The organism is Pseudomonas sp. GL_135, assembly GCF_057834665.1.
The window spans coordinates 1420933-1447473 of record NZ_CM174408.1; the positions used below are offsets into that span (position 1 = coordinate 1420933).

The following is a 26541-nucleotide window of genomic DNA, read 5'->3' on the forward strand; positions in this document are numbered from 1 at the left end:
TCGATTTCTGCCGTTCGTGACGGGCAGTAATCGACCCAAAGCAGCCCCAACCTCATCAAAGCGCCGAATCCAAAAACCAGTTCAGCGTCTCTAACCTCCCACGCAATCAGCAGCGCACGCTTACCGCACCAGAACTTCCCACAGATCAAAGCAGTCACATCGCTAGTCCCGACGAGTGATGCGTATGAGCCTCTTAGAGCAGGAAATGCAGGACCGTGAATACCCCGTGGCCGAGGACATGGCGCTGCAGCGCAAAGTCTGGAAGTTCCAGAGGGTTGGCTGGTATGTGCTGACGGCGGTTGTCATCCTGACGTTGCTTGGCCTGTTTTCCCGAGGCCCGCTCAGCACAGTCGAAGCGGTGAGTGAGCAGGGTGATCTGACGGTGGAATACGAGCGTTTCCACCGAGGCGGCGGAACCAATCCCATGGTCGTTCAGGCAACGGGGCAGCCGGGCAAAGAGGTCACGCTGTCCATTGGCAAGCCGATGCTGGATGGCTTCAGCATCGAGTCTATCCAGCCGCAGCCGGTCAGCTCCATGGGCAGTCCTGATGGTTTGAGCCTTACGTTCCCGACCGACAAGAGCGGTCACGTCACACTCTTTATTTCATGGCGCAGCAACGGCATCGGGCTGTTTAAAAGTCGGATCGGTATCGTTGGCGGCGGCCACATTCCCGTCACTCAGTTCATCTACCCATAGGTGCTCAATGGACGCCGTACTACGCGCGGGTGCGATTTATCTGGCACTAATGGTGCTCTTCAAGATTTCTGGCCGACGATCGTTGGGGGAGCTGACGTCGTTTGATTTCGTGCTGCTGATGGTCATTGGCGAAGCCACCCAACAAGCACTGCTGGGCGATGACTTCTCCGTGACCAATGCGATTCTGGTCATCGTGACCTTGATGGTGATCGACATCGGGCTTTCCCTCGTCAAGCGCCGCTCCAAACGCTTGGCCAAGCTGATCGATGGGGGGCCGACGATTGTCGTTGAAAACGGCGCTTTCCTGCGGCATCGCATGCATGAGGCGCGCATCCAGGAAGATGACATCCTGGAAGCTGCAAGGATAGAGAAGGGCTTCGAGCGAGTGGAGCAGATCAAGTACGCGATCCTGGAGCGAAACGGCAAGATTTCGATCATCCCCGCCTGATCATCTGCCCGGCCTGGGATCGGCAGGATCACTCTCGGTTAATTGCCAAGGCTAATGCACGTCGACAAATCGTCCCTATGTCTTGGGAATGCCAGGGTTTAGGGATGAAAAGGGGCGCGTATCCAGACTCCAGAATTTGTTGCCCTCGTCCCCCGGAGGACAGGATCACAGGTATCCGGGGCCAATGAGCCTGCACCCGATTAGCCAGCCCGATACCGCTCAGCCCACCCGGCATATGGATGTCGGACAAGATGAGATCGGCCCCTCCCGAGGTCTCGCACAACCAGTCCCAGGCGTCGTCGCCTGTCTCTGCTGTTACCACCTCGAAGCCTTCGGTCTCTAAAATTTCATGGATCAAACTGCGGATGAGCCAGTCATCTTCCACCACTAAAACGGTTGATAACACTGTCCTGTGTCCATGCTGGTTCGTCGTGCAGTTGGACTGGGCTGCTGTCTTCTGGTTCCCACTTCCGATACAGCCGTAGCTCAGATCTTATTGCCCGGTAGACGGCTATAACTGAGTGCCGCGAGTTCTGTGCAAAGCCTGAATCGCCCTTGAATATCGGGATAGCGATCAACAAGACCGGCGAATCCTGCCGAACGAGCCCGTACAATCCCCTGTCGCTGACAACCCGGAGCCTGCGCCTTTAATGTCGTTGTTTAATCGTTTGACTGCATTTTCAACCCAGAGCGGCAGGGCGGTCGGCCTGGTCTGGGCGACTTCCCGGCCATTGTTCAGCGGTTTGATCCTGGCGACGCTGATCGCCGGTATATTGCCCGCGCTGGCCGCCTGGATCGGCCAGCGGATTGTCGATGCGGTGGTTCAGGCGATGCAGATCCACGCCAATGGCAGCCAGGCGCCGGTATGGCCTGTCCTGCGGTACGTGTTGGCCGAAGCGGGCGTATTGGCGTTGCTGGCCGCGGCGCAACGGGCGCTTTCAATGCAACAAGCGTTGCTGCGGGTGCAGTTGGGGCAGAAGGTCAACCTGATGATCCTGGAAAAGGCCCAGACCTTGTCGCTGCTGCAGTTCGAGGACTCGGCCTTGTATGACAAGTTGGTGCGCGTGCGCCGCGATGCATCGACCCGGCCCCTGGGCCTCGTCACAAAAGGCCTGGGGCTGACGCAAAACCTGATCTCGCTGGTCAGCTTTGCGGTGCTGCTGGTGCATTTTTCCCCCTGGGCGTTGCTGATCCTGGTGCTCGGTGCGCTGCCGGTGTTCTTCGCCGAGACGCATTTTTCCGGTAATGCCTTCCGCCTGTTTCAGCGCCGCGCCCCGGAAACCCGCCAGCAAAATTACCTGGAAGCATTACTGTCCCATGAGTCGCACACCAAGGAAGTGAAGCTTTTCGGCATGGCGCCGTTGTTGCTGCAACGCTATCGCGACAATTTCACCCGCCTGTACGCCGAAGACCGCCGGCTCACCGTGCGACGCGACGTTTGGGGCTTTGCCCTCGGATTGTTGGGCACTGCCGCGTTTTACGTGGCTTACGCCTGGGTGGTACTGGACACCGTGCGCGGTCAGACCACACTGGGGCAGATGACGATGTACCTGGTCCTGTTCAAACAAGGCCAGGTCGCCATCACGGCCAGCCTCAGCGCGATTGCCGGTTTGTACGAGGACGGCCTCTACCTGTCTGACCTCTACGAATACCTTGAGGTGCCCGTGGCAGATGCACGTGGCACGTTGAAGGCCGGTGCACGCCCGGGCGACGGCCTGCGCTGCGAGGGCCTGGGTTTCCGCTACCCGGGTGCCGCGCAGCCCACGCTCAGCGACATCAGCCTGCACCTGACGCCCGGCATGAGCCTGGCCCTGGTGGGCGAAAACGGCTCGGGTAAAACCACATTGATCAAGTTGCTCACTCGACTCTATACGCCTGACGAAGGCCGGATCCTGCTGGACGGCAGCGATTTGCAGGACTGGGACGAACAGGCCCTGCACCAGCGCACCGGGGTGATCTTTCAGGATTACATCCGTTACCAGATGACAGTCGGCGAAAACCTTGGGGTGGGTGACGTCGACGCGTTCGATGACCAGGAGCGTTGGCGCGATGCGGCCACTCAAGGGATCGCCGCCGACTTCATCGAACGCTTGAGCAACGGCTATCACACGCAGTTGGGGCGCTGGTTCGCCGGTGGGCAGGAACTGTCCGGTGGGCAATGGCAAAAGCTGGCGCTGTCGCGGGCCTACATGCGCCGTGAGGCTGATCTGCTGATTCTGGACGAGCCGACGGCCGCCCTCGACGCTGCGGCCGAGGCTGCCGTATTCGAGCACTTCCGCGAGTACGCCAAGGGGCGCATGACGTTGCTGATCTCTCACCGATTCTCCAGCGTGCGCAACGCTGATCACATCATCGTGCTGGATCAGGGCCGGATTCTAGAACAAGGCAGCCATGTGCAACTGATGGCTGGCGGCGGGCGCTATGCCAGCCTGTTCGACATCCAGGCGCGTGGTTATCGGTAGGCCCACTTTCGCATCTGGACAGGGGCCTTCAACAGACCCCTGCCGCCACGCCTCAAAAAGTCTTCGACCACCACCCTTGCACAAAACCGTTCCTGCACTAAGGTTCTGCCTTAGGCAGTACGCGACCGAACCCGATGGGTTGCTTTAGGCGCTTTCGAGCGATGGCAACTTATCGGGGGTTTACATGCAGGACGTGACACGATTTCACGCGCTGGACAGCCTGCGAGGTATCTGCGCAATAGCGGTCGTCCTCTACCATACCCATGTCGTCGGCAGCATCACGGAGTGGGCGTTCTTCTCCAACGCCGACCTGTTCGTCGAGTTTTTCTTCGTCCTCAGCGGCTTCGTCATGGCCCATGCCTACGGTAGTAAGCGCCAACTGGACTTCAGCCACTTTCTGGTTTCGCGCACCTTTCGCCTGCTACCCCTGCATGTTTTCATGCTCGCGGTATTCGTTGCCCTGGAATGCCTCAAGTACGCCGCCTACAGACGAGGTTTGTCCTTCAACCAGACGCCCTTCACCGGCATTTACGCGCCGTCGCAGATTCTGCCCAATCTCCTGCTGCTGCAGAGCTGGACGCACCTGACGGAAAACCTGTCATTCAACACAGCGTCCTGGAGCATCAGCATCGAGTACTGGACCTACATGCTCTTCGCCGCCACCGTGCTCATGGCGTCTACTCGGCGATACCTGCTGTGGACATTCATTGCCTTCAGCGGATTTGCGCTGCTTTACCGCCAGATCGATGTACTGACCGTCTACGCGCAAAAAGGCGTGGGCTGCTTCTTTGCCGGGGCACTGGCCTACGCCTTTTTCAGTCGCCTGAGAGGTTGGATAGCGCCTGGCTTTGCACTACTCAGCGTGCTGGAAGCCTTGGCAGCAATCGCCATCTGGTGGGTGCTGACCTCGGAAATGCCGCAAAAAGTCCTGGCGGCCAGCGCGGTGTTCTGTGTGACCATCGTGCTGTTTGCCTTCGATGGCGGGGCGCTGTCGCGCGTGCTCAAGCACGAATTCTTCGCTCGCCTTGGGCGGTTGTCCTACTCCATTTACTTAACCCATCTGGCCGTGCTGTTCTTCGTGATTTCGGCTTTCATGGTGGTGCAGAAAAAAACCGGTTTTGAAGCCGCGCCAATGCTGGGTGATATCCGCTATTTGGACACCGGGCATGTCTGGCTGAATAACCTGCTCCTACTGCTGATTTTGACGGTGGTGGCGACGATTTCCAGCGCGACCTATCACTATGTCGAGCTCAGAGGGCAGGCGGTGGGCAGGCAGTTATTGCGGCGCAGGGTGGTGACTTCTGCGCGCTGACCGTCAATGTTTATAAATTTATCAAACACATAGTCAGAACCAATTCAGCAATCGCGGGCTCTAGCCGTAGGCTTTCACTCTCAGAACAACCAAAAACAGAGAGAGAGACCGAGATGTACTTACCCCGATCCCCTATCGCGGCCAGCCTGATTGGCGCGAGCCTGATGGTCAGTTCTGCCGCGTACGCTGACACCCTGACCCGCGACAATGGCGCCGCCGTTGGCGACAACCAGAACTCTCAAACCGCCGGCCCAAACGGCCCGGTTCTCCTGCAAGATGTGCAATTGCTGCAAAAACTTCAGCGCTTTGATCGCGAACGCATTCCGGAGCGTGTCGTGCATGCTCGCGGAACTGGCGTGCATGGCGAATTCGTTGCTTCCGACGATGCCTCTGATCTGAGCAAGGCCACGGTCTTCCGCAAGGGCGAGCACACCCCGGTGTTCGTGCGGTTCTCCGCCGTTGTCCACGGCAACCACTCCCCTGAAACCCTGCGTGACCCGCGCGGCTTCGCCACCAAGTTCTACACCGCCGACGGCAATTGGGACTTGGTCGGTAATAACTTCCCGACGTTTTTCATCCGCGATGCGATCAAGTTCCCCGACATGGTCCACGCCTTCAAGCCTGACCCGCGCACCAACCTGGATGACGATTCGCGACGCTTCGACTTCTTCTCCCACGTCCCGGAAGCCACGCGCACGTTGACCTTGCTGTACTCCAACGAAGGCACCCCCGCCAGCTATCGCACCATGGATGGCAACGGTGTGCACGCCTACAAACTGGTGAACGCCAAGGGTGAAGTGAACTATGTGAAATTTCACTGGAAGAGCCTGCAGGGCCTGAAAAACCTCGATCCCAAGCAGGTCGCTGAAGTGCAGTCCAAGGACTACAGCCACCTGACCCACGATCTGGTTGGCGCCATCAACAAGGGCGACTTTCCGAAGTGGGACCTGTACGTCCAGGTGGTCAAGCCTGCGGACCTGGCGAAGTTCGACTTCGACCCGCTGGACGCCACGAAAATCTGGCCCAATGTTCCCGAGCGCAAAATCGGCCAGATGGTCCTGAACAAGAACGTGGATAACTATTTCCAGGAGACCGAGCAGGTCGCCATGGCACCGGCCAACGTGGTGCCGGGTATCGAGCCTTCGGAAGACCGTTTGCTGCAAGGCCGGGTGTTTTCCTACGCTGACACGCAGCTCTATCGCGTGGGACCTAACGTGTTGAGCCTTCCGATCAACGCACCACGGGTCAAGGTCAATAACGGCAACCAGGACGGCCCGCTCAATACCGGCCACACCACCACCGGCGTGAACTACGAGCCAAGCCGACTCAATCCGCGTCCAGCGGTTGAAGAGGCGCGCTACAGCCAACTGCCTTTGTCCGGCAGCACGCAGCAGGCGAAGATCCAGAAAGAGCAGAACTTCAAGCAGGCGGGCGACTTGTACCGCTCCTACAGCGAGAAGGACCGCAAGGACCTGATTCAGAGCTTCGGTGAATCCCTGGCGACCACCGACACCGAAAGCAAGAACATCATGCTGTCGTTCCTCTACAAGGCGGATCCGGAATACGGCACCGGCGTGACCAAGGTTGCCAATGGCGACTTGGCCAAGGTCAAGCAACTGGCCGCGGCACTGAAGGACTGACCGACCACCTCGGCCCGTTTGCACAGCGGGCCGAGGTTTTGGAGGGCATCACCTTTTGGAGGACATCACATGCGCAAAACCCTTTATGGGCTGTTGCTGTGTCTGACGGCAAGCGTAGTCCACGCCGCCCCGTCAGACACCGGCAGCACCGCCGATACCCAGGCACAACTCAAGGAGCTGTTTTTCCAGGCCGCCCGAGACGGCCGCCAGGAGATGCTCAACGAATTTATCAATGCCAAATTCGACCTGAACGTCCAGGACGAAAAAGGCTATACCGCCCTGATTCTTGCCGCTTACCACGGCCAACAACCTGCCGTGACCCAGCTGCTGGACGCTGGCGCCGATCCCTGCGCCAAAGATCTGCGAGGCAATACGGCATTGATGGGGGCGATCTTCAAAGGCGAGCTCACCATCGCCCGGCAACTGGTCGCCGCGAACTGCGCGCCCGATCAACGCAATAACGCGGGTCAGACAGCAGCGATGTACGCGGCGCTGTTCCATCGCAAGGATGTTCTAGACGCACTGGCCGCAAAAGGCGCGGATCTTAATGCCACGGACGCGATGGGCAACCAGGTGCAAAATCTGGAGCGCGGCGAGTTCCAGCCGTTGCCGACGACACGATAACTGCTTGCAGGCGCTGCAAGTCGGCGCCTTCAGCCTGACGTCAGTAATTGCCGGGTCAGCGTCTTGAGATGATTCATAGCGAAAGGCTTGAGCAGCAATTCAGTCTGGCCGCTTTTCAAGGCGATCGCAGGGATGCTGTTTTCGGCGAAACCGGAGATGAACAAGACCTTGAGCGTGGGCCGCGCATCCAGCGCGGCTACGGCTAATTCATCGCCACTCATGCCGCCCGCCAAGCCGATATCGGTGATGAGCAGGCTGACCTCAGGCAGTCGCTCTAGCTGATGCAGCGCCTGCGCAGCGGTTGCCGCCTTGGCGACCTGATAGCCCATGTCCAAGAGTGTTTCGCTGATCAGATCGCGGATGGCATCCTCATCGTCGACCACTAATATCGACCCGCTCAGCGTGTGAGCCTTGTCCTCCGCCGCCGCTGGCGAGGCGGCACCGGCTGCCGGTGCCGTGCCTTGATGCAAAGGCAGAAACAGGTTCACCGTCGTGCCTTTGCCTACCTGCGACTCAATCTGGACGTCCCCGGATGATTGTCGGGCAAAGCCATGCACCATCGATAGGCCCAGGCCAGTGCCGGAACCCAGTGGCTTGGTCGTGAAGAACGGATCGAACGCACGCTCGAGAACGCTGCGCGGCATACCTGTCCCGGTATCCCTGACACTGAAGCGTGCATATCCACCTGCGCCCAGCGTCCCGGTTGCTTGCGTCGGTTCGATGCGCACCGGGGTGACTTCAATCTGTAGGCGGCCACCTTGCGGCATGGCGTCGCGTGCATTGATGCACAGGTTCAGTAGCGCATTTTCCAACTGATGCGCGTCGCAAAAGCACAGCACCGCGTCCCTGGCCGCCAGTACCTCGAGTTCTATACGAGGGGTCAGCGTCCTGCTGATCAGGTCCTCCATTTCCTGAACCAACAAAGCCGGATCGATCACCGTACTCGCCAACGTCTGGCGCCTGGCATAGGCCAACAGACGATGGGTGAGGGAGGCGGCGCGATCGGAGGCATTGCGGGCCAGACCCACGTATCGTGGAAGTTCAGCGTGCCTGCCCTGGGCAAGCCGTTGTTCGAGCATGTCCAGGCTACTGGTGATCACCGTCAGCAGGTTATTGAAGTCATGGGCCAGGCCGCCGGTCAGCTGACCGACCGCTTCCATTTTTTGACTTTGCTGTAATTGTGATCTGACCTCTTCGAATGCTTGCTCGCGTTCTTTTTGCAGAGAGATGTCTCGGGCTACCGCGAAGTAATGCCCCTCGCGACGTGCAATTCGCCAGTTCAGATGCAACGGCTGTCCATTGCTGCGCGGGCCCTGACTATCGAGCTCAGCGACCGGCACCTCGCTGAGTCTGTTCAAGGCATCGGACAATTGCGAAGGCGAGATAAAGTTGAAAAATGCCCCATCTTTGAGGGCATGTTCGGCGTGTCCGGTCTCGCTTTGCCAGGAGGGATTCATCGCAACGACTTCGCCACGTTCGGACAGCATGCAGATCAGGTCGGGGGAGACATTCCAGATGCCATCGCGCTCCAGAGTGCGGCGCTCAACCTCAAGCTCCAGACGCTCATTGAGATCGGAGAGCGCGTTCAAACTCTTCTGGAACAATGCGCAGATGACTGACATGCCGAACGTCACCAGTGCGAAGCTCGCGCTGCTGGCCCAAGCCGCAAACCCATCGTTGAAACCGATCTGACCGATGAAAAAAAATTGCGCGGCGAGCACCGCCAGCACGCAACCAAAAGCGGATGGCCCGACCCCGAAGCAGAAGCCGACAAACATCAACCCGGGAATGAAAAACAAGTAGGGCAGGGCTGTAAAAGGAAGCAGCGAGCGAAGCGCGCAGCACAGCGTCACTATCAGAAGTGCGCCCGCATAACGGGCCAGTTTGCTCCGCCGAGTGCGGGCAAAGCGTCGAACCAGCTCAAGGCGCGATGACAAAATACTGATCAAGTGGGCTCCAAGGGTCAGCTCCGCACTCTCGGGTACGCATAGCCAGCGCTGCATAAAAAGGAGGGATTACGATGTAAGGCTTATCGGCCAAAGCGCAGGCTGCTTGAGCGGCCTATGGCATCCGGCTCTATGGGCAGCAAGGCGCTGGCCTTTTGCTAATCCAGTCAGTCCTCTTCCAGCCAGAACCGCAACGGTTTGCCCTGGGCAGGCCAGAGGCGCAATTGCTCGATGGGCGACACATCCCACCGCTGCACCTTGCCCATCGCTTCAAGGAACCGATGTTCCTGCTCCATCAAAGCCGGCGCGCACAGTTTGCGGGTGCTGCCGACCGGGCCGAAGCTGATCGCATCACCCTGCAGCTGGTACGACGCGAACCAGTGGTTGCAGCCGGCATTGCCGTAGGCGCGACCGTCGTTGCCGAGGGTCATGGTCAGGTGGCTGTTGTCGATCAACGGCCGTTCACCGATCCATTCCAGCACGTAGCCGTGGTCTTGCTTGAGTGCAGGGGTTTCGGTGGCGCATGCCGTCAGCAGCATGGCCGCCAGCAGTGTCAGCAAAAACGGTTTCATGCGGTTTTCTTCGCGCAGGCAGGGCAGAGGTGGTTCTCGCCGACGACCTTCCAGCCCAGCTCCTCGATGCGCGCAGTGGCGGCAGGCTTGAGGGCTTTTTTGCCGTCCTTGCCGTCGACCATGAATTCGATGTCGCGCTCTTTGCCGCAGTCGTTGCAGTTCACCTTCCACTGATGGATCGCAAGCTCGGTGAACGCCGGGCCGTTGGCGACGGCCACCCACTGACCGGTCGGGTTGATCAGGTGACGGACTTTTTCCACGTTCAGTCGCATGAACAGCTCTTTGCTGCCTTTGACGGTAACCAGCAGCACGTCGTCGGGCTTGATCGAGCCGCCGTTGCCGGTCACTTGGTAACGACCGACGGCCAGACTGCGGCATTCGATCAGGGTGTGTTGCGGGGTGAGCATGCTGTAACGGAAATCGTGTTCGGCCATGGGGGTCTCCAAATAGGCGCGCATGCTAACACTTTAGAGAGGGGATTCTCGCTGCCGACCGGCCCGGGATCGGCGGAGAACGGGTTCACTGCACCAGATTCTGCGGGCTGCCCGCCGCCCAGCCGGTGATGTTATCCAGCGTAGTCTGAGCGATGGCGCCGAGGGCTTCTCTGGTCAGAAATGCCTGATGGGCGGTGATCACCACGTTGGGGAATGTTAGCAGTCGTGCCAGCACATCGTCCTGCAGCGGCAGGTCCGAGCGGTCCTCGAAAAACAGCTGCGCTTCCTCTTCATAGACGTCCAGCCCGAGGTAGCCCAGCTGGCCGCTCTTGAGCGCGTCGATCAGCGCCGGCGTGTTCACCAACGCGCCGCGCCCGGTGTTGATCAGCATCGCGCCGTGCTGCATGCGCGCCAACGAATCCGGGTTGATCAGGTGCCGGGTGTGCTCGTTGAGCGGGCAATGCAGGCTGATGATCTGCGCTTCGGCGAGCAGTTCGTCGAGGGGCAGATAGCGGGCGCCCAGCGCTTCGACTACCGGGTTCGGGTACGGATCGTAAGCCAGCAACCGGCAACCGAAACCCGCCATGATCCTTGCGAACGTTGCACCGATCTGCCCGGTGCCGACCACGCCGACGGTTTTGCCCACCAGATCGAAACCGGTCAGGCCGTGCAGGCTGAAATCGCCGTCGCGGGTGCGGTTGTAGGCGCGGTGCAGATGGCGGTTCAACGAGAGAATCAACGCCACCGCATGTTCGGCGACGGCATGGGGCGAATAGGCCGGAACCCGCACGACACTGAGGCCCAGGCGCCGGGCGACGGCGAGGTCGACGTGATTGAAACCGGCCGAGCGCAGCGCAATCAGTTTGGTACCGCCTGCTGCCAATTGTTCAAGCACCGGCGCGCTCAGGTCGTCGTTGATAAACGCACAGACCACTTCGTACTGATCAGCCAGCGCAACGGTGTCCAGCGTCAAGCGCGCGGGCTGGAAATGCAGTTCGATGTCCGCCGCGACCTGCGCGCCAAGAAAGCTCTCGCGGTCGTAGGTCTGGCTGCTGTAGACAAGCGTGCGCATGGTTGCTCCTTGTATATGGCCTGACATATGGCTATCGCAGCAAACAAAGCTCCTGTGGGAGTGAGCGTGCTCGCGAGCGGTCTGTCAGCCCCTCCATCTGACCTGACCCACCGCCGAACCCCGTTACCCTATCCATCACAAAATAAAACACCAGTGACCCAGATCAAGCACTCACTCGCGCCTCGGTTTCCAGGCGGTTGATGGCCTTCTCCAATTCATCCAGTGCCTTGTCACTGTCTGCTGATTCCTGCTTTAGCAGGGTCTCGCTGCGCTGACACGCCGCGCGCAGTTGCGGGACGCCGCAGTAACGGGTGGCGCCGTGGAGGCGGTGGACGCGTTCGATCAGCGCGACATTATCCTTGGCCTCGCGGGCGTTGCGGATGGCTTCGCGGTCGGTGGCGAGGGAGGCCAGCAGCATCGCCAGCATGTCCGCGGCCAGATCGGCTTTGCCCGCCGCCAGCCGAAGCCCTTCCTCGTGATCGAGCACCTGCAGATTGATGCCGGCCTGTGCGAGCTCGACGTGCCGCTCGGGCGCCTGATTGCGCAGCGCCAGTCCGGTCCACTTCAGCACCACCTGCGCCAGCTGGCGTTCGCTGATCGGCTTGGTCAGGTAGTCGTCCATGCCGCTCTGCAACAGCGCGCGCTTTTCGTTGGCCATGGCGTGGGCGGTGAGGGCGACGATGGGCAGCGATGTGGCCTGGCGCTCGCTTTCCCAACTGCGAATTTCTTCGGTGGCCTGGCGTCCATCCATGCCCGGCATCTGCACGTCCATCAGCACCAGATCGAAAGGTTCGTCCTGTACTGCTTGCACCGCGGCATAACCACTGTCGACGGCCTTGACCTTGGCGCCCATGTCTTCGAGCAAGGTTTGCACCAGCAACAGATTCGCCGGGTTGTCGTCCACGCAGAGAATGCGCGGCGGCCGGCTCGACAGCGGCTCCGGCACCTCGCTGCGCAACTGTTTGGGCTGGATCAGCTCCGACAGCGCGCGGCGCAATTTGCGCGTACACGCAGGTTTCGCCTGCAACTGGTTATAGGCGTCGGGCACGGAGAATTGATACAGCGCCTGTTCAGTGGTCGGGCACAGCACCAGCACTTTGCAGTTGAGGTTTTCCAGGTCCCAGATCTGCTGGCGCAGGCGCTCGGGCGGCAGCTCGTGGGCGGTCACGCCGAGCACGGCCATGTCGATGGCGTGGGGCGTCTGGTGCACCACCGTCACGCCATTGATGAGGTTTTCCAGATTGTTGAAGACCATCGGCTGCAGGCCGCAGTCTTCCAGTTGATGCTCAAGCGCCTGCCGCGACAGATCGTGATGTTCCAGCACCGCCACGCGACGGCCCAACAGCGGCGGGGCGGGCAGGTCTTCGAGGTCGTCGCGGGTTTTTGGCAGCGTCAGGCTGATCCAGAATTCCGACCCTTCCCCCGGCGTGCTCTCGACACCGATTTCGCCGCCCATCTGCTCGACCAGCCGCTTGGAAATCACCAGCCCCAGCCCGGTGCCGCCGGAGTGCCGCGACAGGGAGTTGTCCGCCTGGCTGAACGCTTGAAACAGCGCGCGCACGTCCTGACTCGACAGACCAATGCCGGTGTCCTGCACGCTGATGCGCAACTGCACGGTGGTGTCGTGCTCCTCCTCCAGCATCGCCCGCGCGACGATGGTGCCTTCGCGGGTGAACTTGATGGCATTGCTGACCAGGTTGGTGAGGATCTGCCGCAAGCGCAGCGGATCGCCCACCAGCGACAACGGCGTGTCGCGATAGACCAGACTCACCAGCTCCAATTGTTTGGCGTGGGCGGCAGGGGCGAGGATGGTCAGTGTGTCCTGCAGCAGGTCGCGCAGGTTGAACGGGATGGCGTCGAGGACCAGCTTGCCGGCCTCGATCTTCGAGAAATCCAGAATCTCGTTGATGATACTCAACAGGTTGTCGGCGGATTTCTCGATGGTGCCCAGGTAATCGTACTGGCGCGGCGTCAGCTCGCTTTTCTGCAATAGGTGGGTAAAACCGAGGATGCCGTTGAGCGGCGTGCGGATTTCATGGCTCATGTTCGCCAGAAACTCGGACTTGATCCGGCTGGCTTCCAGGGCTTCCTTGCGCGCCAGGTCCAGTTCGATGTTCTGGATCTCGATGGTTTCCAGGTTCTGGCGCACGTCTTCGGTGGCCTGCTCGATGCTGTGCTGCAATTCTTCCTGAGCGTTCTGCAACGTTGCCGCCATGCGATTGATGCCCGAGCCCAGTTGATCGAGTTCGTAACTGCCCATGGGCGGCAGCCGCGCTTCGAGGTTGCCGTCCTTCAACTGCGCGACGACGTGCTTGATCTGGGTGATCGGGCCGTTGATGGTGCGGCTCATGCGCAGGGAGAGCATGGCGGTCAGGCCGAGACCGATAAGAATCAGGATCACGCTGGCAAACAGGCTGCGATAGCCGCGCAACAACGTCCCGTTATGTGAAAGCTCCAGCTCGACCCAGCCCAGCAGACGGTCGGCTTCGGCGGGAACGACATCGCCGGTCAGATGACGGCTGCGCCCGAACACCGGCATCAGGTAGCGCGTGGCGTCGTTTTCCGATCGCTGCAGCAGGTGCGTGCTGTTCCCGGTGGGGACCTGGTTGATCATGCTCGGGCCGGCGTGGGCCAACATTCCCCGGTCGGCATCGAGGAACGACACCGCACGCACGTCGGCCTGCTCCAGCACTTGCCCGGCAATACGTTCAAGCATGGCCTGATCACCGCTGGCCAGCGCGCCGGCCGACAGCGGCGCCAGCTCGTTGGCAATCATCTCGCCACGCTTGAGCAACTGGGTCTGCAACTCGGTCAGCTGCATCCAGGTGAAATACCCCCCCAGCAATGCCGCCATCAGGCAGGCCGGGAGCAGGGTCAGCAGCATGACGCGGCCTTTGATGCCCACTTTTTTCAGCACACTTCTTCTCCAGCAACCCGGCACGAATTCAGGCAAATGCGGCGCCCATGCAGCGCGTGAAGCGCAATCACTGCGCAGTGTAGTCATTTGCGCCTCGTGCACACAGTGCGACTGGCGCGTTCACACCTGATGGAACTGGACACCGCCTTCGCAGGACCGGCTTTAGCCGGGAAGGCGTTTTGGATGACACCGCAAATTGAGGGTGTCCAAACCGGCCTCTTCCCGGCTAAAGCCGGTCCTACAGGACCGCAGCGTGTGCACATGATGGGACTGGACACTTCCCTTGTAGGACTGGCTTTAGCCGGGAAGGCGTCAAGTGTTACGCCGCAGAATTGATGGTGCCCAAACTGGCCTCTTCCCGGCTGAAGCCGGTCCTACAGGACCGCGGCGTGTGCACATGATGGGACTGGAAACTTCCCTGGTAGGACCGGCTTTAGCCGGGAAGGCATTTGACGTCACACCGCAAATTGAGGGTGTCCAAACCGGTCTCTTCGCGGCTGAAGCCGGTCCTACTAAAGAGCACCGCTCCGGCAAGGCCAGCATTGCCCCGCCGCACGCAATCTTGAATAATCCCCTTCTTGAGAATCAGTCGCAGACGCCAATGACTCCCGCCAGCCTCCATCGCCCCCACATACTCGCCATCGAGGACGATGTCGTGCTCGGCGCTTTTGTCCACGATCAGCTTGATCGCTGCGGGTTTCAGGTGACCTGGTGCCAGAACGGTGCCGAAGGGCTGGCCTGTGCGCAACGCGAACCCTTCGATGTGGTGCTGATGGACATCCTGCTCCCTGGCATGAACGGCCTCGACATCCTCACCCATCTGCGTCGTCGCCATACCGTGCCGATCATCCTCATGTCCGCCCTGGGTGCCGAGGCCGACCGCATCACCGGCTTCCAGAACGGCGCCGACGATTACCTGCCCAAACCGTTCAGCGTCGATGAGCTGCGCGTGCGCATCGAGGCGATCCTGCGCAGGGTCGACCTGGAACGACGCTTCCACGGCCAGACTGCCAACGAGCCAGATGCCGGCGTGGAGAAACCTGAAGCAGACGGCCTGACCTTTGACGACGGACGCTGCGATGTCTTCTTCGTCGGCACCCCGGCGCAATTGACCGGCAGCGAATACCGCCTGCTGGAAACCTTGTGGCGCAACCAGGAGGACGTCCTCAGCAAAGCCTTTCTTTATCAGCACGTCCTGCAGCGCGGCTATTCCCAGCACGACCGCAGCCTGGACATGCACATCAGCCAGATTCGCCGCAAGCTCAAGGCCGTTGGCTATCAAGCACGGCAACTGCGCACGGTCTGGGGCAAGGGCTACGTGCTGACGGCTGCGGTGCTGGATGGTTGAGGTGTTGAATGGTTGAGCCGCGCAAACGGCTGCCCGGCCGGCATTCGCTGTTCTGGAAACTGGCCGTTCTGCTGGTCGGCTTTTGCCTGCTGATGATCTGGCTCAGCTGGTATTGGGGCCGCTACATCGAGACCCGCAACGCCTATCTGAACGCTGAAGCCCATCAGGTGCTCAACGGCTATGCGGCGCAGGCCGAACAGGCATGGAACACAGGCAGCCAGCGCGGCATCGACGAATGGCTAAAGCAGGTCCGTCTGCAGGAAACGGGCTGGGTCGGGGTCATCGGCAGCGACTTGCAATCCCTCGGCAGCACGCCGCTGACCCGCGAGCAGTCGCAACGGCTGACCTTCATGCGTGGCATCGACTGGCCCATGAGCACGCGGCAGAAGACCGTGCCTTGGCTGAAGATCGCGTTTCCGGGCAACCCGGACGCCGGCAGTCTGGTGATCGAACTGCCCGAGCGCTTCAAGCCGGGCCGTTACGCGTGGATCGGGCAAATCCTGACCAACGGGCTGATTCCGGCGTTGTTCACCTTGCTGCTGTGCGTCGGGCTGTATCGCCTGCTGATTCGCCCGCTCAACCAACTGCGCGAACAGGCCAACGCGTGGCGCGCCGATCGGCTGAGCAGCAGGCTGTCGCCGCAAATGACCGAGCGCCGCGACGAGCTGGGCGAGCTGAACCGCGCCTTCGATCACATGGCCGCGCGCCTGCATTCGACGGTGCAGGTTCAGCAGCAGTTACTGCGTGACCTTTCCCACGAACTGCGCACGCCACTGAGTCGCCTGCGGGTGGCCTGCGACAGCGAGCAGACCCTGCCTGAATTGCGCGAGCGCCTGAGCCGGGAAGTGGATGGCATGCGCCGGTTGGTGGACGACACCCTGCAACTGGCCTGGCTTGACACCGAGCGCGAGAAACTTCCCGGCGAGGATATTCAAGTGGTGGCGCTGTGGGAGATGCTGGTGGATGACGCTTGTTTCGAAACCTGCTGGCCGTCCCGTCAGTTGCGCTGCGATCTGGACGGCGAGTGCTGGGTCAGTGGCCATCTCAATACGTTGGCGCAGGCGCTGGAAAACACTCTGCGTAACGCCATCCGCCACTCGCCGCCCGAGGGCATCGTGCGCCTTGACGGTCGCCGGGAAGGGGACGATTGGCTGTTATGGCTCGAAGATCAGGGCGGCGGGATCGACGAGGGCGATCTCGAGCGTATTTTTGCGCCTTTCATCCGCCTGGATGGCGCCCGCCCCGGCGACGGCGGTTTCGGCCTGGGCCTGAGCATCGCGCGCAACTCGCTGCGCCTGCAAGGTGGCGACTTGTGGGCGGAGAACACGGGGCAGGGCTTGAGAATGATCATGCGCTTGCCGGCCCGCGGGACGCGACCTTTTTAGGAAGCGCCTCGAGGTCCAGGCGCCGCTGTATCGGGCGAATAACGCAGTCGTGTGGGAGTGAGCTTGCTCACGAAGAGGCCAGTACATTCCCCACTTCTTCAGCGGCTGAAATACCGCCTTCGTGAGCAAGCTCACTCCCACAGGTTTTGCAGCGGCAGGGCGATGGCGTGTTATCCCGGATATCTCCGGTTCGCCTGTGCAGAAATCCTCTGCCTTATTCCATTCAGCGATAACCACCTCACTTTGCGTGATATGGCCCGGCAGCGATTGCCGGTATGATGGGCGACCCCCGCACGTCTGGATCGCGAAAACGCCATGACCCTGCAGTATCAAACCATCGCCGATTGCGTCGGCAACACCCCGCTGGTGCGTCTGCAACGCATGGCCGGGAACACCAGCAACACGTTGCTGCTCAAGCTCGAAGGCAATAACCCGGCCGGTTCCGTGAAGGACCGCCCGGCGCTGTCGATGATTACCCGTGCCGAATTGCGCGGGCAGATCCACCCCGGCGACACCCTGATCGAAGCCACCTCCGGCAACACCGGCATCGCCCTGGCGATGGCTGCGGCGATCAAGGGCTATCGCATGATCCTGATCATGCCCGACAACTCCAGCGCCGAGCGCAAGGCGGCGATGACCGCCTATGGCGCCGAGCTGATTCTGGTCAGCAAGGAAGAGGGCATGGAAGGCGCCCGTGATCTGGCCGAGCGCATGCAGGCCGAAGGCCACGGCAAAGTGCTCGACCAGTTCGCCAACGGCGACAATCCCCAAGCGCATTACGTCGGCACCGGCCCGGAAATCTGGCGGCAGACCGGCGGCACCGTCACCCATTTCGTCAGTTCCATGGGCACCACCGGCACCATCATGGGCACCTCGCGTTTCCTCAAGGAACAGAACCCGAACATCCAGATCGTCGGCCTCCAGCCTATGGATGGCGCGTCGATTCCAGGCATTCGCCGCTGGCCTCAGGAATACCTGCCGAGCATTTATCAGGCCGACCGCGTCGACCGGATTCTGGACATGGGTCAGGCCGAAGCCGAGGACGTCATGCGTCGTCTGGCGCGGGAAGAAGGCATTTTCTGTGGCGTGTCGTCAGGCGGCTCTGTGGCCGGGATGCTCCGGCTGTCCCAGGAAGTCGAGAACGCGGTGATGGTCGCGATCATTTGTGACCGCGGCGACCGTTACCTGTCGACCGGCGTCTACGATGCGCCCAACTGATGGCCAAGCGTGATGCAGGCCTGCGTTTCCAGCCCAGCGGCGGCACCCGGACCCCGCAGGTCCCCACCGGTAAAAAACAACGCCTGAATATCGAGCGGCTGGCCAATGACGGTCGCGGCATCGGTTTCGTCGACGGCCGCACCTGGTTTGTCATGGGCAGTCTGGCCGGCGAAGAGGTCGAGGCCCGCGTGCTCAATGCCCACGGCAAAGTCGTTGAAGCCCGCACCGAGCGCGTGTTCCAGGCCAGCCCCATGCGCCGCCCCGCAGCGTGCCCGCATTTCGGCCGTTGCGGTGGTTGCAGCACTCAGCACATGCCCCACGCCGAACAGCTTGCCCTGAAACAGAGCATGCTCGCCGAGCAATTAGGCCGCATTGCCGGGGTCGAGCCGCAGGAGTGGGCTGCGCCCCTGACCGGTGATGAATACGCCTACCGCCGGCGCGCCCGCGTCGCCGTTCGCTGGGACGTCCGCGCCAAACGGCTGGACGTCGGCTTCCGCGCCGCGGCGAGTCAGGACATCATTGCCATCGAACAATGCCCGGTGCTGGTACAGGCCTTGCAACCGATCATGACGGCGCTGGCGCCCATGCTTTGCAGCCTGAGCAAACCCCAGGCGCTGGGGCATGTCGAGCTCTTTAGCGGCTCGGCCACCGCCGTGCTGCTGCGGCACACCGCGCCGCTGCCTGAAAACGATCTGGCCATCCTCAAGGCGTTTTGCGAAACCCATGACGCGCAGCTGTGGTTGCACGGCGAAGGCGAGCCACAACCGGTCGATCCGGCCGCGCCACTGGGCTACCGTCTGGAACCGTGGAATCTGTCCCTGGCCTATCGCCCCGGCGACTTCGTGCAGGTCAATGCTCAGGTCAACACCGCGATGATCGAACAGGCTCTGGCCTGGCTCGCGCCGGGCAAGGACGAACGAGTGCTGGACTTGTTCTGCGGTCTCGGTAACTTCGCTCTACCGCTGGCGCAAATGTCGCGCGACGTGGTGGCCGTGGAGGGCGTCGACGCCATGGTTCAGCGGGCGACGGCCAACGCCGCCGGCAACGGTTTAAGCAACGTGAAGTTTTATCAGGCCGATCTGTCGCAGCCACTGGACAAGGCGGCCTGGGTGGCGGAAGGTTTCGCCGCAGTGCTGCTCGATCCGCCCCGTGACGGGGCGTTCGAAGCAGTGGGCAAACTCAAGTCTTTGGGCGCTCAGCGCGTCCTTTATGTGTCGTGCAACCCGGCTACGCTGGCGCGCGACACGGTTGAATTGATCAAGCAGGGCTACTGTTTAAAACGTGCCGGAATCCTCGATATGTTCCCGCAGACAGCGCATGTCGAGGCGATGGCGTTATTTGAAGCGAGCAAGTGAGGCAGCGGCTCAGGAAAAGCCCATGCCTTACACGGAGTCTCGTTTAATCCGACTGGCCCGCGCGTACGCGACCTTGCATGGCCCGCAAGGCGCACGCGCTCAAGAAGGCCGGCGACTGAAGGCGCATTTCATCGCGCCGTAGGGAAGGTAAGCAACATGGTACAGGTGAGACCCCACCAGCCGATCAACACAGACGGCAGTATCAACCTCGACGCGTGGCTGGATCACGTGGTCAGCGTCGACCTCGCAGTGGACCGACAGGCCCTCAAAGAGGCCTGTGAATTTGCCCGGCACGCCGAGCAACAGGACAACGCCGCCAAGAACCTCTGGGCGGAGGGCACGTCGAGTTTTCAGACGGGCCTGGAAATCGCTGAAATCCTGGCCGACCTCAAGCTCGATCAGGACTCCCTCGTTGCCGCCGTGATTTATCGCGGCGTGCGCGAAGGCAAGATCTCGCTGCCCGATGTCAACCAGCGCTTTGGCCCCACCGTCGCCAAACTCATCGACGGCGTGCTGCGCATGGCGGCGATCAGCGCCAGTCTCAGCCCGCGTCAGTCCCTGGTGCTCGGCACTCAGGCCCAGGTCGAAAACCTGCGCAAGATGCTGGTGGCCATGGTCGATGACGTGCGCGTCGCATTGATCAAGCTGGCCGAGCGTACGTGCGCCATCCGGGCGGTGAAGAACACCGACGATGAAAAGCGCAACCGCGTCGCCCGGGAAGTCTTCGACATTTACGCACCGCTGGCCCACCGACTGGGTATCGGTCACATCAAATGGGAGCTGGAGGACCTGTCCTTCCGTTACCTGGAGCCCGAGCAGTACAAGCAGATCGCCAAGCTGCTGCACGAACGCCGCCTTGATCGCGAGCGCTTCATCACCGACGTGATGTCCCAGCTTGAGAACGAGCTGCTGGCCACTGGCGTGACGGCCGACATCAGCGGCCGGGCCAAGCACATTTATTCGATTTGGCGAAAGATGCAGCGCAAGGGCCTGGAATTCAGCCAGATCTACGACGTTCGCGCTGTTCGCGTGCTGGTGCCGGAGATGCGCGATTGCTACACCGCCCTCGGCATTGTCCACACGTTGTGGCGGCACATTCCCAAGGAATTCGACGACTACATCGCCAACCCCAAGGAAAACGGCTATCGCTCGCTGCACACGGCAGTGATCGGTCCGGAGGGCAAGGTGCTGGAAGTGCAGATCCGCACCCACGCCATGCACGAAGAGGCCGAGCTGGGCGTCTGCGCCCACTGGAAATACAAGGGCACCGACGTTAAATCCGGCTCCAATCATTACGAAGAGAAAATCTCCTGGCTGCGTCAGGTGCTCGAATGGCACGAAGAGCTGGGCGACATCGGCGGGCTGGCGGAACAGCTGCGCGTGGATATCGAACCCGACCGCGTTTACGTGTTTACCCCGGACGGCCACGCGATCGACCTGCCCAAAGGCGCAACGCCCCTGGACTTCGCCTACCGCGTGCACACCGAGATCGGCCACAACTGCCGTGGCGCGAAGATCAACGGGCGCATCGTGCCGCTCAACTACAGCCTGCAGACCGGCGAGCAGGTCGAGATCATCACCAGCAAGCACGGCACGCCGAGCCGCGATTGGCTGAACTCGAACCTGGGTTACATCACCACGTCTCGGGCGCGGGCGAAGATCGTGCACTGGTACAAGCTGCAGGCGCGCGACCAGAACGTCGCCGCCGGCAAGGTGTTGCTGGAGCGTGAACTGGCGCGTCTGGCGCTGCCGCAAGTGGATTTCGACAAGCTGGCCGAGAAGGCCAACATGAAGATGGCCGAAGACATGTTCGCCGCCCTCGGTGCCGGCGACCTGCGCATTGCGCAGTTGGTCAATCTGGCCCAGCAACTGGTCGAGCCTGAACGCGGCAACGAGCAGCTGGAGCTGATTCCGCGCAAGGCCACCGGCTACAAGCCGGGCAAGCGCGGCGACATTCAGATCCAGGGCGTCGGCAACCTGATGACGCAGATGGCCGGCTGCTGCCAGCCGCTGCCGGGCGATGCCATCGTCGGTTACATCACCCAAGGCCGCGGCGTGAGCATTCACCGTCAGGACTGCGCCTCGGTGCTGCAACTGGGCGGGCGCGAACCCGAGCGTATCATTCAGGTCAGCTGGGGCCCGGTGCCGGTGCTCACCTATCCGGTGGACATCATCATCCGCGCCTACGACCGCTCGGGGCTGCTGCGTGACGTCTCGCAGATTCTGCTCAACGAGCGCATCAACGTCCTGGCGGTCAACACCCGCTCGAACAAGGAAGACAACACCGCGCTGATGTCGCTGACCATCGAGATCCCGGGCCTGGACGCGTTGGGCCGGCTGCTGGGGCGCATCTCGCAACTGCCGAACATCATCGAAACGCGGCGCAACAGAACACCGTGATTTTACGGCGGTTGATCGTTCCCACGCTCTGCGTGGGAACGCAGTCCGTGACGCTCCGCGTCACTCGTGGGACGCAGAGCGTCCAGGCGGGCATTCCCACGCAGAGCGTGGGAACGATCAGCTTCAAGCCGTACGCGGATAACTTGAAGCTTGTGGCTTGTCGCTTACCGCTGCGAACGAAGAGAGACCCTCATGTATAGCCTCCAAGACCTCCTTAACCTCATGGCCCGTCTGCGCGATCCGCAATTCGGTTGCCCGTGGGACGTGAAGCAGCATTACGCGAGCATCGTGCCGCACACCCTTGAAGAAGCCTACGAAGTGGCCGACGCCATCGAGCGTGGCGATTTCGATGACCTGCGCGGCGAGCTCGGCGATTTGCTGTTTCAGGTGGTGTATTACTGCCAGCTGGCGCGGGAAGAAGGGCGCTTCGAGTTTGACGGTGTGGTCGACGGTATCACCCGCAAACTGATTCGCCGTCATCCCCACGTGTTCCCGACCGGCGATCTGTACGCGCCGCTGGAAACCCCGCGTCTCAGCGAGGAGCAGGTCAAGCAGCGCTGGGAACAGATCAAGGCCGAGGAGCGCGCGGAAAAGGCCAGCGCCCCTGAGCAGCTTTCCCTGCTCGATGATGTGCCGGCCGTATTGCCTGCGCTGTCGCGGGCGGCGAAGTTGCAGAAGCGTGCCTCCCGGGTCGGTTTCGACTGGCCGGACGCCCTGCCGGTGGTCGACAACGTACGCGAGGAACTCGACGAAGTCCTGGAAGCCATGGCCGACAACGACAGCGCTGCCATCACCGAAGAGGTCGGCGACCTGCTGTTTGCCGCGGTCAATCTGGCCCGGCACCTTAAGGTCGACCCGGAAAATGCCCTGCGCGCCGCCAATGCCAAATTCGAGCGGCGTTTCAGATTTATCGAACAGACCTTGCGCGACACCCGGCGCCCCATTGAAGATTGCAGCCTCGAAGAAATGGATGCGCTCTGGGGCGAAGCCAAGCGTCAGGAAAAGATCACGCCCAACTGCGGTTGAGTTGACTATTTAGAGAGAGAAGACAGATGGCGGGTATTTCCCTTCGTGACCAGTTGCTGAAAGCCGGACTGGTCAATGAGAAGCAGGCCAAGCAGGCCAGCAAGAGCAAGCAGAAGGAGCAGCGCCTGGTGCACAAGGGCCAGGCGGTGGCGGACGACACCAGCCAGCGCGCGGCCCAGGAAGCGATGGCCGAAAAGGCCAAACGGGATCAGGAGTTGAACCGTCAGCAGCAGGAAAAAATCGAGCAGAAAGCCCGTGCTGCCCAGGTCAAGCAACTGATCGAAGCCACGCGCCTGCCGAAGCTGACCACCGAGGACTACTACAACTTCGTCGACGACAAGAAGGTCAAGCGCCTGTCGGTCAACCCTCTGATGCGCAGCAAGCTGAGCAGCGGCGCGCTGGCTATCGTGCACCACGGCGGTACTTACGAGGTGATCCCGCGGGAAGCCGCCCTCAAGGTGCAAGAGCGCGATCCGCGCCGCATTGTCATGCTCAGCGCCCCCACCGAAGAGCCGGATGGCGATGATCCTTATGCCGCGTACAAGATCCCTGATGACCTGATGTGGTGATTCTTTGCGAAGGGGCATGAGCTAAATCTTCAGAGGGTGCTACCGCTTTCGTGATCAAGCTCACTCCCACCTAGTTCGCATTGTCTGTATGAAAGAGTTGCGCTGGGGCATCGTGAAAAGCGGACCTCTGGTAAACGACAAAACCCGCCGAGAGGCGGGTTTTGTTTTGCTGCGATTCCGAAATTACGAATGACTGGCCTGAAGCTTCGCTTCTTGCTCGGCTAGTTCTGCTGCGTAACGCTGTGCGTCCGATTCGTGATGAAACATCCCTACCAATTGGTCTTGCTGGCGAACATCCCAGATCTGGATGCCATCGGCGATGGTTTCGTGGGAGATATGGGCGTCGTCGCGTTCAGTAACAGTTACGGTCATAGTGCAAACTCCTGACTCTTGGATATCTGCGGCAGGACGTCGCAGGCCTTCTTTATAGTTTTTGGTAGCCAGCTAAGTAAATGTGCTCATCCGGCAACAGTTATTTACCGAATCCGTAACAGTGCGCTAAATGCTTGTATTCGAAGGGCATGCGACGCTTTGTCACACCCGGTTGAGGGCCATGAAGAATCTTTCATGTGGGCAAATGTGTCTCTCGGCGCCAAGAAAAAACCCGCCATGGAGGCGGGTTTTTTCGTAGTGCGCTCGGCGCTGGCGTGTATTAACTGCCTTTGACCGACTTACCGTTCACCGTGCCGTCCTGCAGCATGATGTTGTATTCCTTGCCGTCGGTTTCAACCTGTTGCAGGCGAACCAGCAGGTAGTCGTAGTCCTTGGCGAACCACATCACGGTGATGCGCTTGTTCTGCGTCGGGTCACGCACGCGCTCGACCTTGATGGCGTCGACCGAACCGACTTTGGTCTCGACCTTTTCAGTGCCCAGGACGCGGAAGTCATAGGTGTCGATCTCGTCACCGTCGACCACCTGATACGACATGCTCTTTTTGCCCGCCGCCACGTCATGCTGCAGCGCGAGCTGGTAGGTGGACTTGTCGAGAACGCCGGCATTCAGCGGGATTTTCACCGCGTCGCCACGGTCCGAGCCGGTGATGAATTTGGTAGGCCAGTCGAACACCAGATCGACCGTCTTGCTCTTGCCCAGGCCGCCACGTTCGAAGTGGTAGGTCTGCGGCAGCAACTGGTCCTTGTCGACCTTGATCGTGCTGACTTCGGTCAGGCTGGCGATCATCATCGATGCCTTGAAGTTCAGGGTCCATGTGCCGTTGGCGTTTTTCTCGAGGCTGCGGCTGGCACTGCCGCCGCTCATGGGGAGTTGTTTCCAGTCAGCGGTGTAGCTGGCGGAGAAAGGTTGAAGGTCGGCCGCGTTGACTGCGGGAAGTGCGAACAGAGCGAAAGCGAAGAGCAAAGCGCGACGCATAATATCTCCTAATGTCGGATCAAGTGGCCGCTGGGCCCTAGGCCCTGGCCGTCCAGTGAGGCGCCGTGTTCGTCGAGGGTCAAGCGTCCTTCGGCGAACCAGCGAATGGCCAGGGGATATATCAGGTGTTCCTGGGCGTGAACCCTCTGTGCCAGCGTGGCGGGCGTGTCGTGCAACTCTACAGAAACAACTGCCTGTACGACCAGAGGCCCCCCATCGAGTTCCTCGGTGACAAAGTGCACGCTGCAGCCATGTTCGGCATCGCCGGCGTCCAGCGCCCGTTGATGGGTGTGCAGGCCTTTATACCGCGGAAGCAGGGAAGGGTGAATGTTAAGCAGGCGGCCATGGTAATGGCGCACGAACCCGGGCGTGAGGATGCGCATGAACCCGGCGAGCACGACCAGCGACGGCTGAAACGAATCGATGGCTTCGATCAGCGCCGCATCGAAGGCCTCGCGACCTTCGTAGCCGGTGTGATCAAGCACGCGAGTGTCGATCCCGGCGCGGGCGGCCCGCTCGAGCCCGAAGGCATCGGCGCGGTTGGAAATCACCGCCCGGATGCGCGCAGGGCTCGCGCTGTCCTGAAAGCTGTCGATCATCGCCTGCAGGTTGCCGCCGGTGCCGGACAGCAGCACCACCACGTCACAGGGTTGGGGCATGTCAGGCATTAATGAGCCTTGACGTTCTTCAGCTCGACTTGTGCAGCGCCTTCGGCAGCGGTGCCGATCTGGCCGATGACCCAAGGCTGCTCGCCGGCTTCACGCAGGGCGTTCAGCGAGACTTCAACGTGTTCCTGGGCAACACAGATGACCATGCCAACGCCGCAGTTCAGTACGCGGTGCATTTCGTGCTCATCCACGTTGCCATTTTCCTGCAGCCAGTCAAACACCGCCGGGCGGGTCCAGCTCGCCACGTCGACGACGGCCTGTGCGCCTTCAGGCAGCACGCGCGGGATGTTGTCCAGCAGGCCACCGCCGGTGATGTGGGCCATGGCTTTTACCGCGCCGGTGTCTTTGATCAGCTTGAGCAGTTGCTTGACGTAAATGCGGGTCGGCGCCATCAGCAGTTCGGTCAGCGGCTTGCCGTCGAGCTGGATGGTGTCGATGTCGGCACCCGACACTTCGATGATCTTGCGGATCAGCGAGTAACCGTTGGAGTGCGGACCGGAAGAGGGGAGCGCGATCAGTGCGTCGCCCGCAGCAACCTTGGAGCCGTCGATGATCTCGGCTTTTTCCACGACGCCGACGCAGAAACCGGCCAGGTCGTAGTCTTCGCCTTCGTACATGCCGGGCATTTCAGCGGTTTCGCCGCCGACCAGGGAGCAGCCGGCCAGTTCGCAGCCCGCGCCGATGCCGGTGACCACTTGAGCAGCGGTGTCGACGTTCAGCTTGCCGGTGGCGTAGTAGTCGAGGAAGAACAGCGGCTCAGCGCCGCAGACCACCAGATCGTTGACGCACATGGCGACCAGGTCGATGCCGATGGTGTCGTGTTTGTTGAGATTCAGTGCAAGACGCAGCTTGGTGCCGACGCCGTCGGTGCCGCTGACCAGCACAGGCTGCTTGTAGCCGGCCGGGATTTCGCACAGAGCGCCGAAGCCCCCGAGGCCGCCCATCACTTCCGGGCGCTTGGTGCGCTTGGCGACGCTCTTGATGCGTTCGACCAGCGCTTCACCGGCGTCGATGTCTACACCGGCGTCTTTGTAGCTCAGGGAGGGTTGCTTGCTCATGATCCAGGCCTTTAAGGGGGG

23 protein-coding genes are annotated in these 26541 nt (G+C 61.1%); 13 read left to right on the forward strand and 10 right to left on the reverse strand.

The window, feature by feature from the left end; genetic code table 11:
• Window positions 1–184: 184 nt before the first annotated feature.
• Both AC3ISG_RS06445 and AC3ISG_RS06450 read left to right on the forward strand, forming a co-directional pair.
• On the forward strand, window positions 185–697 hold the full coding sequence (locus AC3ISG_RS06445; RefSeq protein WP_489298778.1) for a hypothetical protein: 513 nt from the start codon (window positions 185–187) through the stop codon (window positions 695–697).
• 7 nt (window positions 698–704) lie between these two features.
• Window positions 705–1145: a DUF421 domain-containing protein gene (locus tag AC3ISG_RS06450; protein WP_122622233.1), complete on the forward strand. Its 441-nt coding sequence runs from the start codon at window positions 705–707 to the stop codon at window positions 1143–1145.
• 28 nt (window positions 1146–1173) lie between these two features.
• Here AC3ISG_RS06450 and AC3ISG_RS06455 read toward each other — a convergent pair whose 3' ends face one another.
• Entirely contained in the window at window positions 1174–1551 is a 378-nt protein-coding gene (locus tag AC3ISG_RS06455) for a response regulator (RefSeq protein WP_074892304.1), read from the reverse strand.
• Between the two features lie 244 nt (window positions 1552–1795).
• Here AC3ISG_RS06455 and AC3ISG_RS06460 point away from each other — a divergent pair, with 244 nt between their 5' ends.
• From AC3ISG_RS06460 to AC3ISG_RS06475, 4 genes are all read left to right on the forward strand, one after another.
• A complete protein-coding gene (locus tag AC3ISG_RS06460; RefSeq protein WP_489298779.1) occupies window positions 1796–3607 on the forward strand; it encodes an ABC transporter ATP-binding protein in 1812 nt (603 codons plus the stop codon).
• Between the two features lie 184 nt (window positions 3608–3791).
• Window positions 3792–4919 (forward strand): acyltransferase family protein, encoded by a 1128-nt coding sequence (locus tag AC3ISG_RS06465; RefSeq protein ID WP_122535715.1) that lies wholly within the window; start codon window positions 3792–3794, stop codon window positions 4917–4919.
• Window positions 4920–5032: 113 nt separating this feature from the next.
• Window positions 5033–6559, forward strand: coding sequence for a catalase KatB (gene katB, locus AC3ISG_RS06470; RefSeq protein WP_489298780.1), 1527 nt, complete (start codon window positions 5033–5035; stop codon window positions 6557–6559).
• Window positions 6560–6628: 69 nt separating this feature from the next.
• The gene (locus tag AC3ISG_RS06475; protein ID WP_489298781.1) at window positions 6629–7183 is read left to right on the forward strand and encodes an ankyrin repeat domain-containing protein; all 555 of its coding nucleotides are present in this window, start codon (window positions 6629–6631) and stop codon (window positions 7181–7183) included.
• A gap of 29 nt (window positions 7184–7212) precedes the next feature.
• On the opposite strand, the gene AC3ISG_RS06480 is transcribed toward AC3ISG_RS06475, so the two are convergent.
• The 5 genes from AC3ISG_RS06480 to AC3ISG_RS06500 form a co-directional block, all read right to left on the reverse strand.
• Window positions 7213–9132, reverse strand: a complete 1920-nt coding sequence (locus tag AC3ISG_RS06480; RefSeq protein WP_489298782.1) for an ATP-binding protein — start codon at window positions 9130–9132, stop codon at window positions 7213–7215.
• 164 nt (window positions 9133–9296) lie between these two features.
• Window positions 9297–9701 carry an META domain-containing protein gene (locus AC3ISG_RS06485; RefSeq protein ID WP_489298783.1) on the reverse strand — a complete coding sequence of 135 codons (405 nt, stop codon included), beginning with the start codon at window positions 9699–9701 and terminating at the stop codon, window positions 9297–9299.
• Window positions 9698–10135, reverse strand: coding sequence for a hypothetical protein (locus AC3ISG_RS06490; RefSeq protein WP_272632001.1), 438 nt, complete (start codon window positions 10133–10135; stop codon window positions 9698–9700). Before AC3ISG_RS06490 ends, AC3ISG_RS06485 begins: the two co-directional genes overlap by 4 nt.
• An 85-nt stretch (window positions 10136–10220) precedes the next feature.
• A complete protein-coding gene (locus AC3ISG_RS06495) occupies window positions 10221–11207 on the reverse strand; it encodes a 2-hydroxyacid dehydrogenase (protein ID WP_489298784.1) in 987 nt (328 codons plus the stop codon).
• Between the two features lie 163 nt (window positions 11208–11370).
• Entirely contained in the window at window positions 11371–14124 is a 2754-nt protein-coding gene (locus AC3ISG_RS06500) for a response regulator (RefSeq protein WP_272632285.1), read from the reverse strand.
• Between the two features lie 601 nt (window positions 14125–14725).
• On the opposite strand from AC3ISG_RS06500, the gene AC3ISG_RS06505 reads away from it, so the two are divergent.
• The 7 genes from AC3ISG_RS06505 to AC3ISG_RS06535 all read left to right on the forward strand — a co-directional run bounded on the left by AC3ISG_RS06505 (window position 14726) and on the right by AC3ISG_RS06535 (window position 23425).
• Entirely contained in the window at window positions 14726–15472 is a 747-nt protein-coding gene (locus AC3ISG_RS06505; RefSeq protein ID WP_489298785.1) for a response regulator transcription factor, read from the forward strand.
• 8 nt (window positions 15473–15480) lie between these two features.
• Window positions 15481–16857 (forward strand): histidine kinase sensor domain-containing protein, encoded by a 1377-nt coding sequence (locus AC3ISG_RS06510; RefSeq protein ID WP_489298786.1) that lies wholly within the window; start codon window positions 15481–15483, stop codon window positions 16855–16857.
• Window positions 16858–17172: 315 nt separating this feature from the next.
• Entirely contained in the window at window positions 17173–18075 is a 903-nt protein-coding gene (gene cysM / locus AC3ISG_RS06515) for a cysteine synthase CysM (protein WP_122622223.1), read from the forward strand.
• The gene (rlmD, locus tag AC3ISG_RS06520) at window positions 18075–19430 is read left to right on the forward strand and encodes a 23S rRNA (uracil(1939)-C(5))-methyltransferase RlmD (protein WP_489298787.1); all 1356 of its coding nucleotides are present in this window, start codon (window positions 18075–18077) and stop codon (window positions 19428–19430) included. The genes cysM and rlmD overlap by 1 nt, the downstream gene beginning before the upstream one ends.
• A gap of 156 nt (window positions 19431–19586) precedes the next feature.
• Window positions 19587–21830: a GTP diphosphokinase gene (gene relA, locus AC3ISG_RS06525; protein ID WP_122622221.1), complete on the forward strand. Its 2244-nt coding sequence runs from the start codon at window positions 19587–19589 to the stop codon at window positions 21828–21830.
• 192 nt (window positions 21831–22022) lie between these two features.
• On the forward strand, window positions 22023–22856 hold the full coding sequence (gene mazG / locus AC3ISG_RS06530) for a nucleoside triphosphate pyrophosphohydrolase (protein ID WP_272632014.1): 834 nt from the start codon (window positions 22023–22025) through the stop codon (window positions 22854–22856).
• Between the two features lie 26 nt (window positions 22857–22882).
• Window positions 22883–23425: a DUF2058 domain-containing protein gene (locus AC3ISG_RS06535; RefSeq protein ID WP_122535702.1), complete on the forward strand. Its 543-nt coding sequence runs from the start codon at window positions 22883–22885 to the stop codon at window positions 23423–23425.
• Between the two features lie 183 nt (window positions 23426–23608).
• On the opposite strand, the gene AC3ISG_RS06540 is transcribed toward AC3ISG_RS06535, so the two are convergent.
• The 4 genes from AC3ISG_RS06540 to purM form a co-directional block, all read right to left on the reverse strand.
• Window positions 23609–23797: a hypothetical protein gene (locus AC3ISG_RS06540; protein ID WP_122535701.1), complete on the reverse strand. Its 189-nt coding sequence runs from the start codon at window positions 23795–23797 to the stop codon at window positions 23609–23611.
• A 280-nt stretch (window positions 23798–24077) separates the two neighbouring features.
• Entirely contained in the window at window positions 24078–24794 is a 717-nt protein-coding gene (locus AC3ISG_RS06545) for a DUF3108 domain-containing protein (protein WP_122535700.1), read from the reverse strand.
• Window positions 24795–24802: 8 nt separating this feature from the next.
• Window positions 24803–25453 (reverse strand): phosphoribosylglycinamide formyltransferase, encoded by a 651-nt coding sequence (gene purN / locus AC3ISG_RS06550; protein ID WP_122622608.1) that lies wholly within the window; start codon window positions 25451–25453, stop codon window positions 24803–24805.
• Between the two features lie 8 nt (window positions 25454–25461).
• Entirely contained in the window at window positions 25462–26520 is a 1059-nt protein-coding gene (gene purM, locus AC3ISG_RS06555) for a phosphoribosylformylglycinamidine cyclo-ligase (RefSeq protein WP_122622220.1), read from the reverse strand.
• Window positions 26521–26541: the final 21 nt, after the last annotated feature.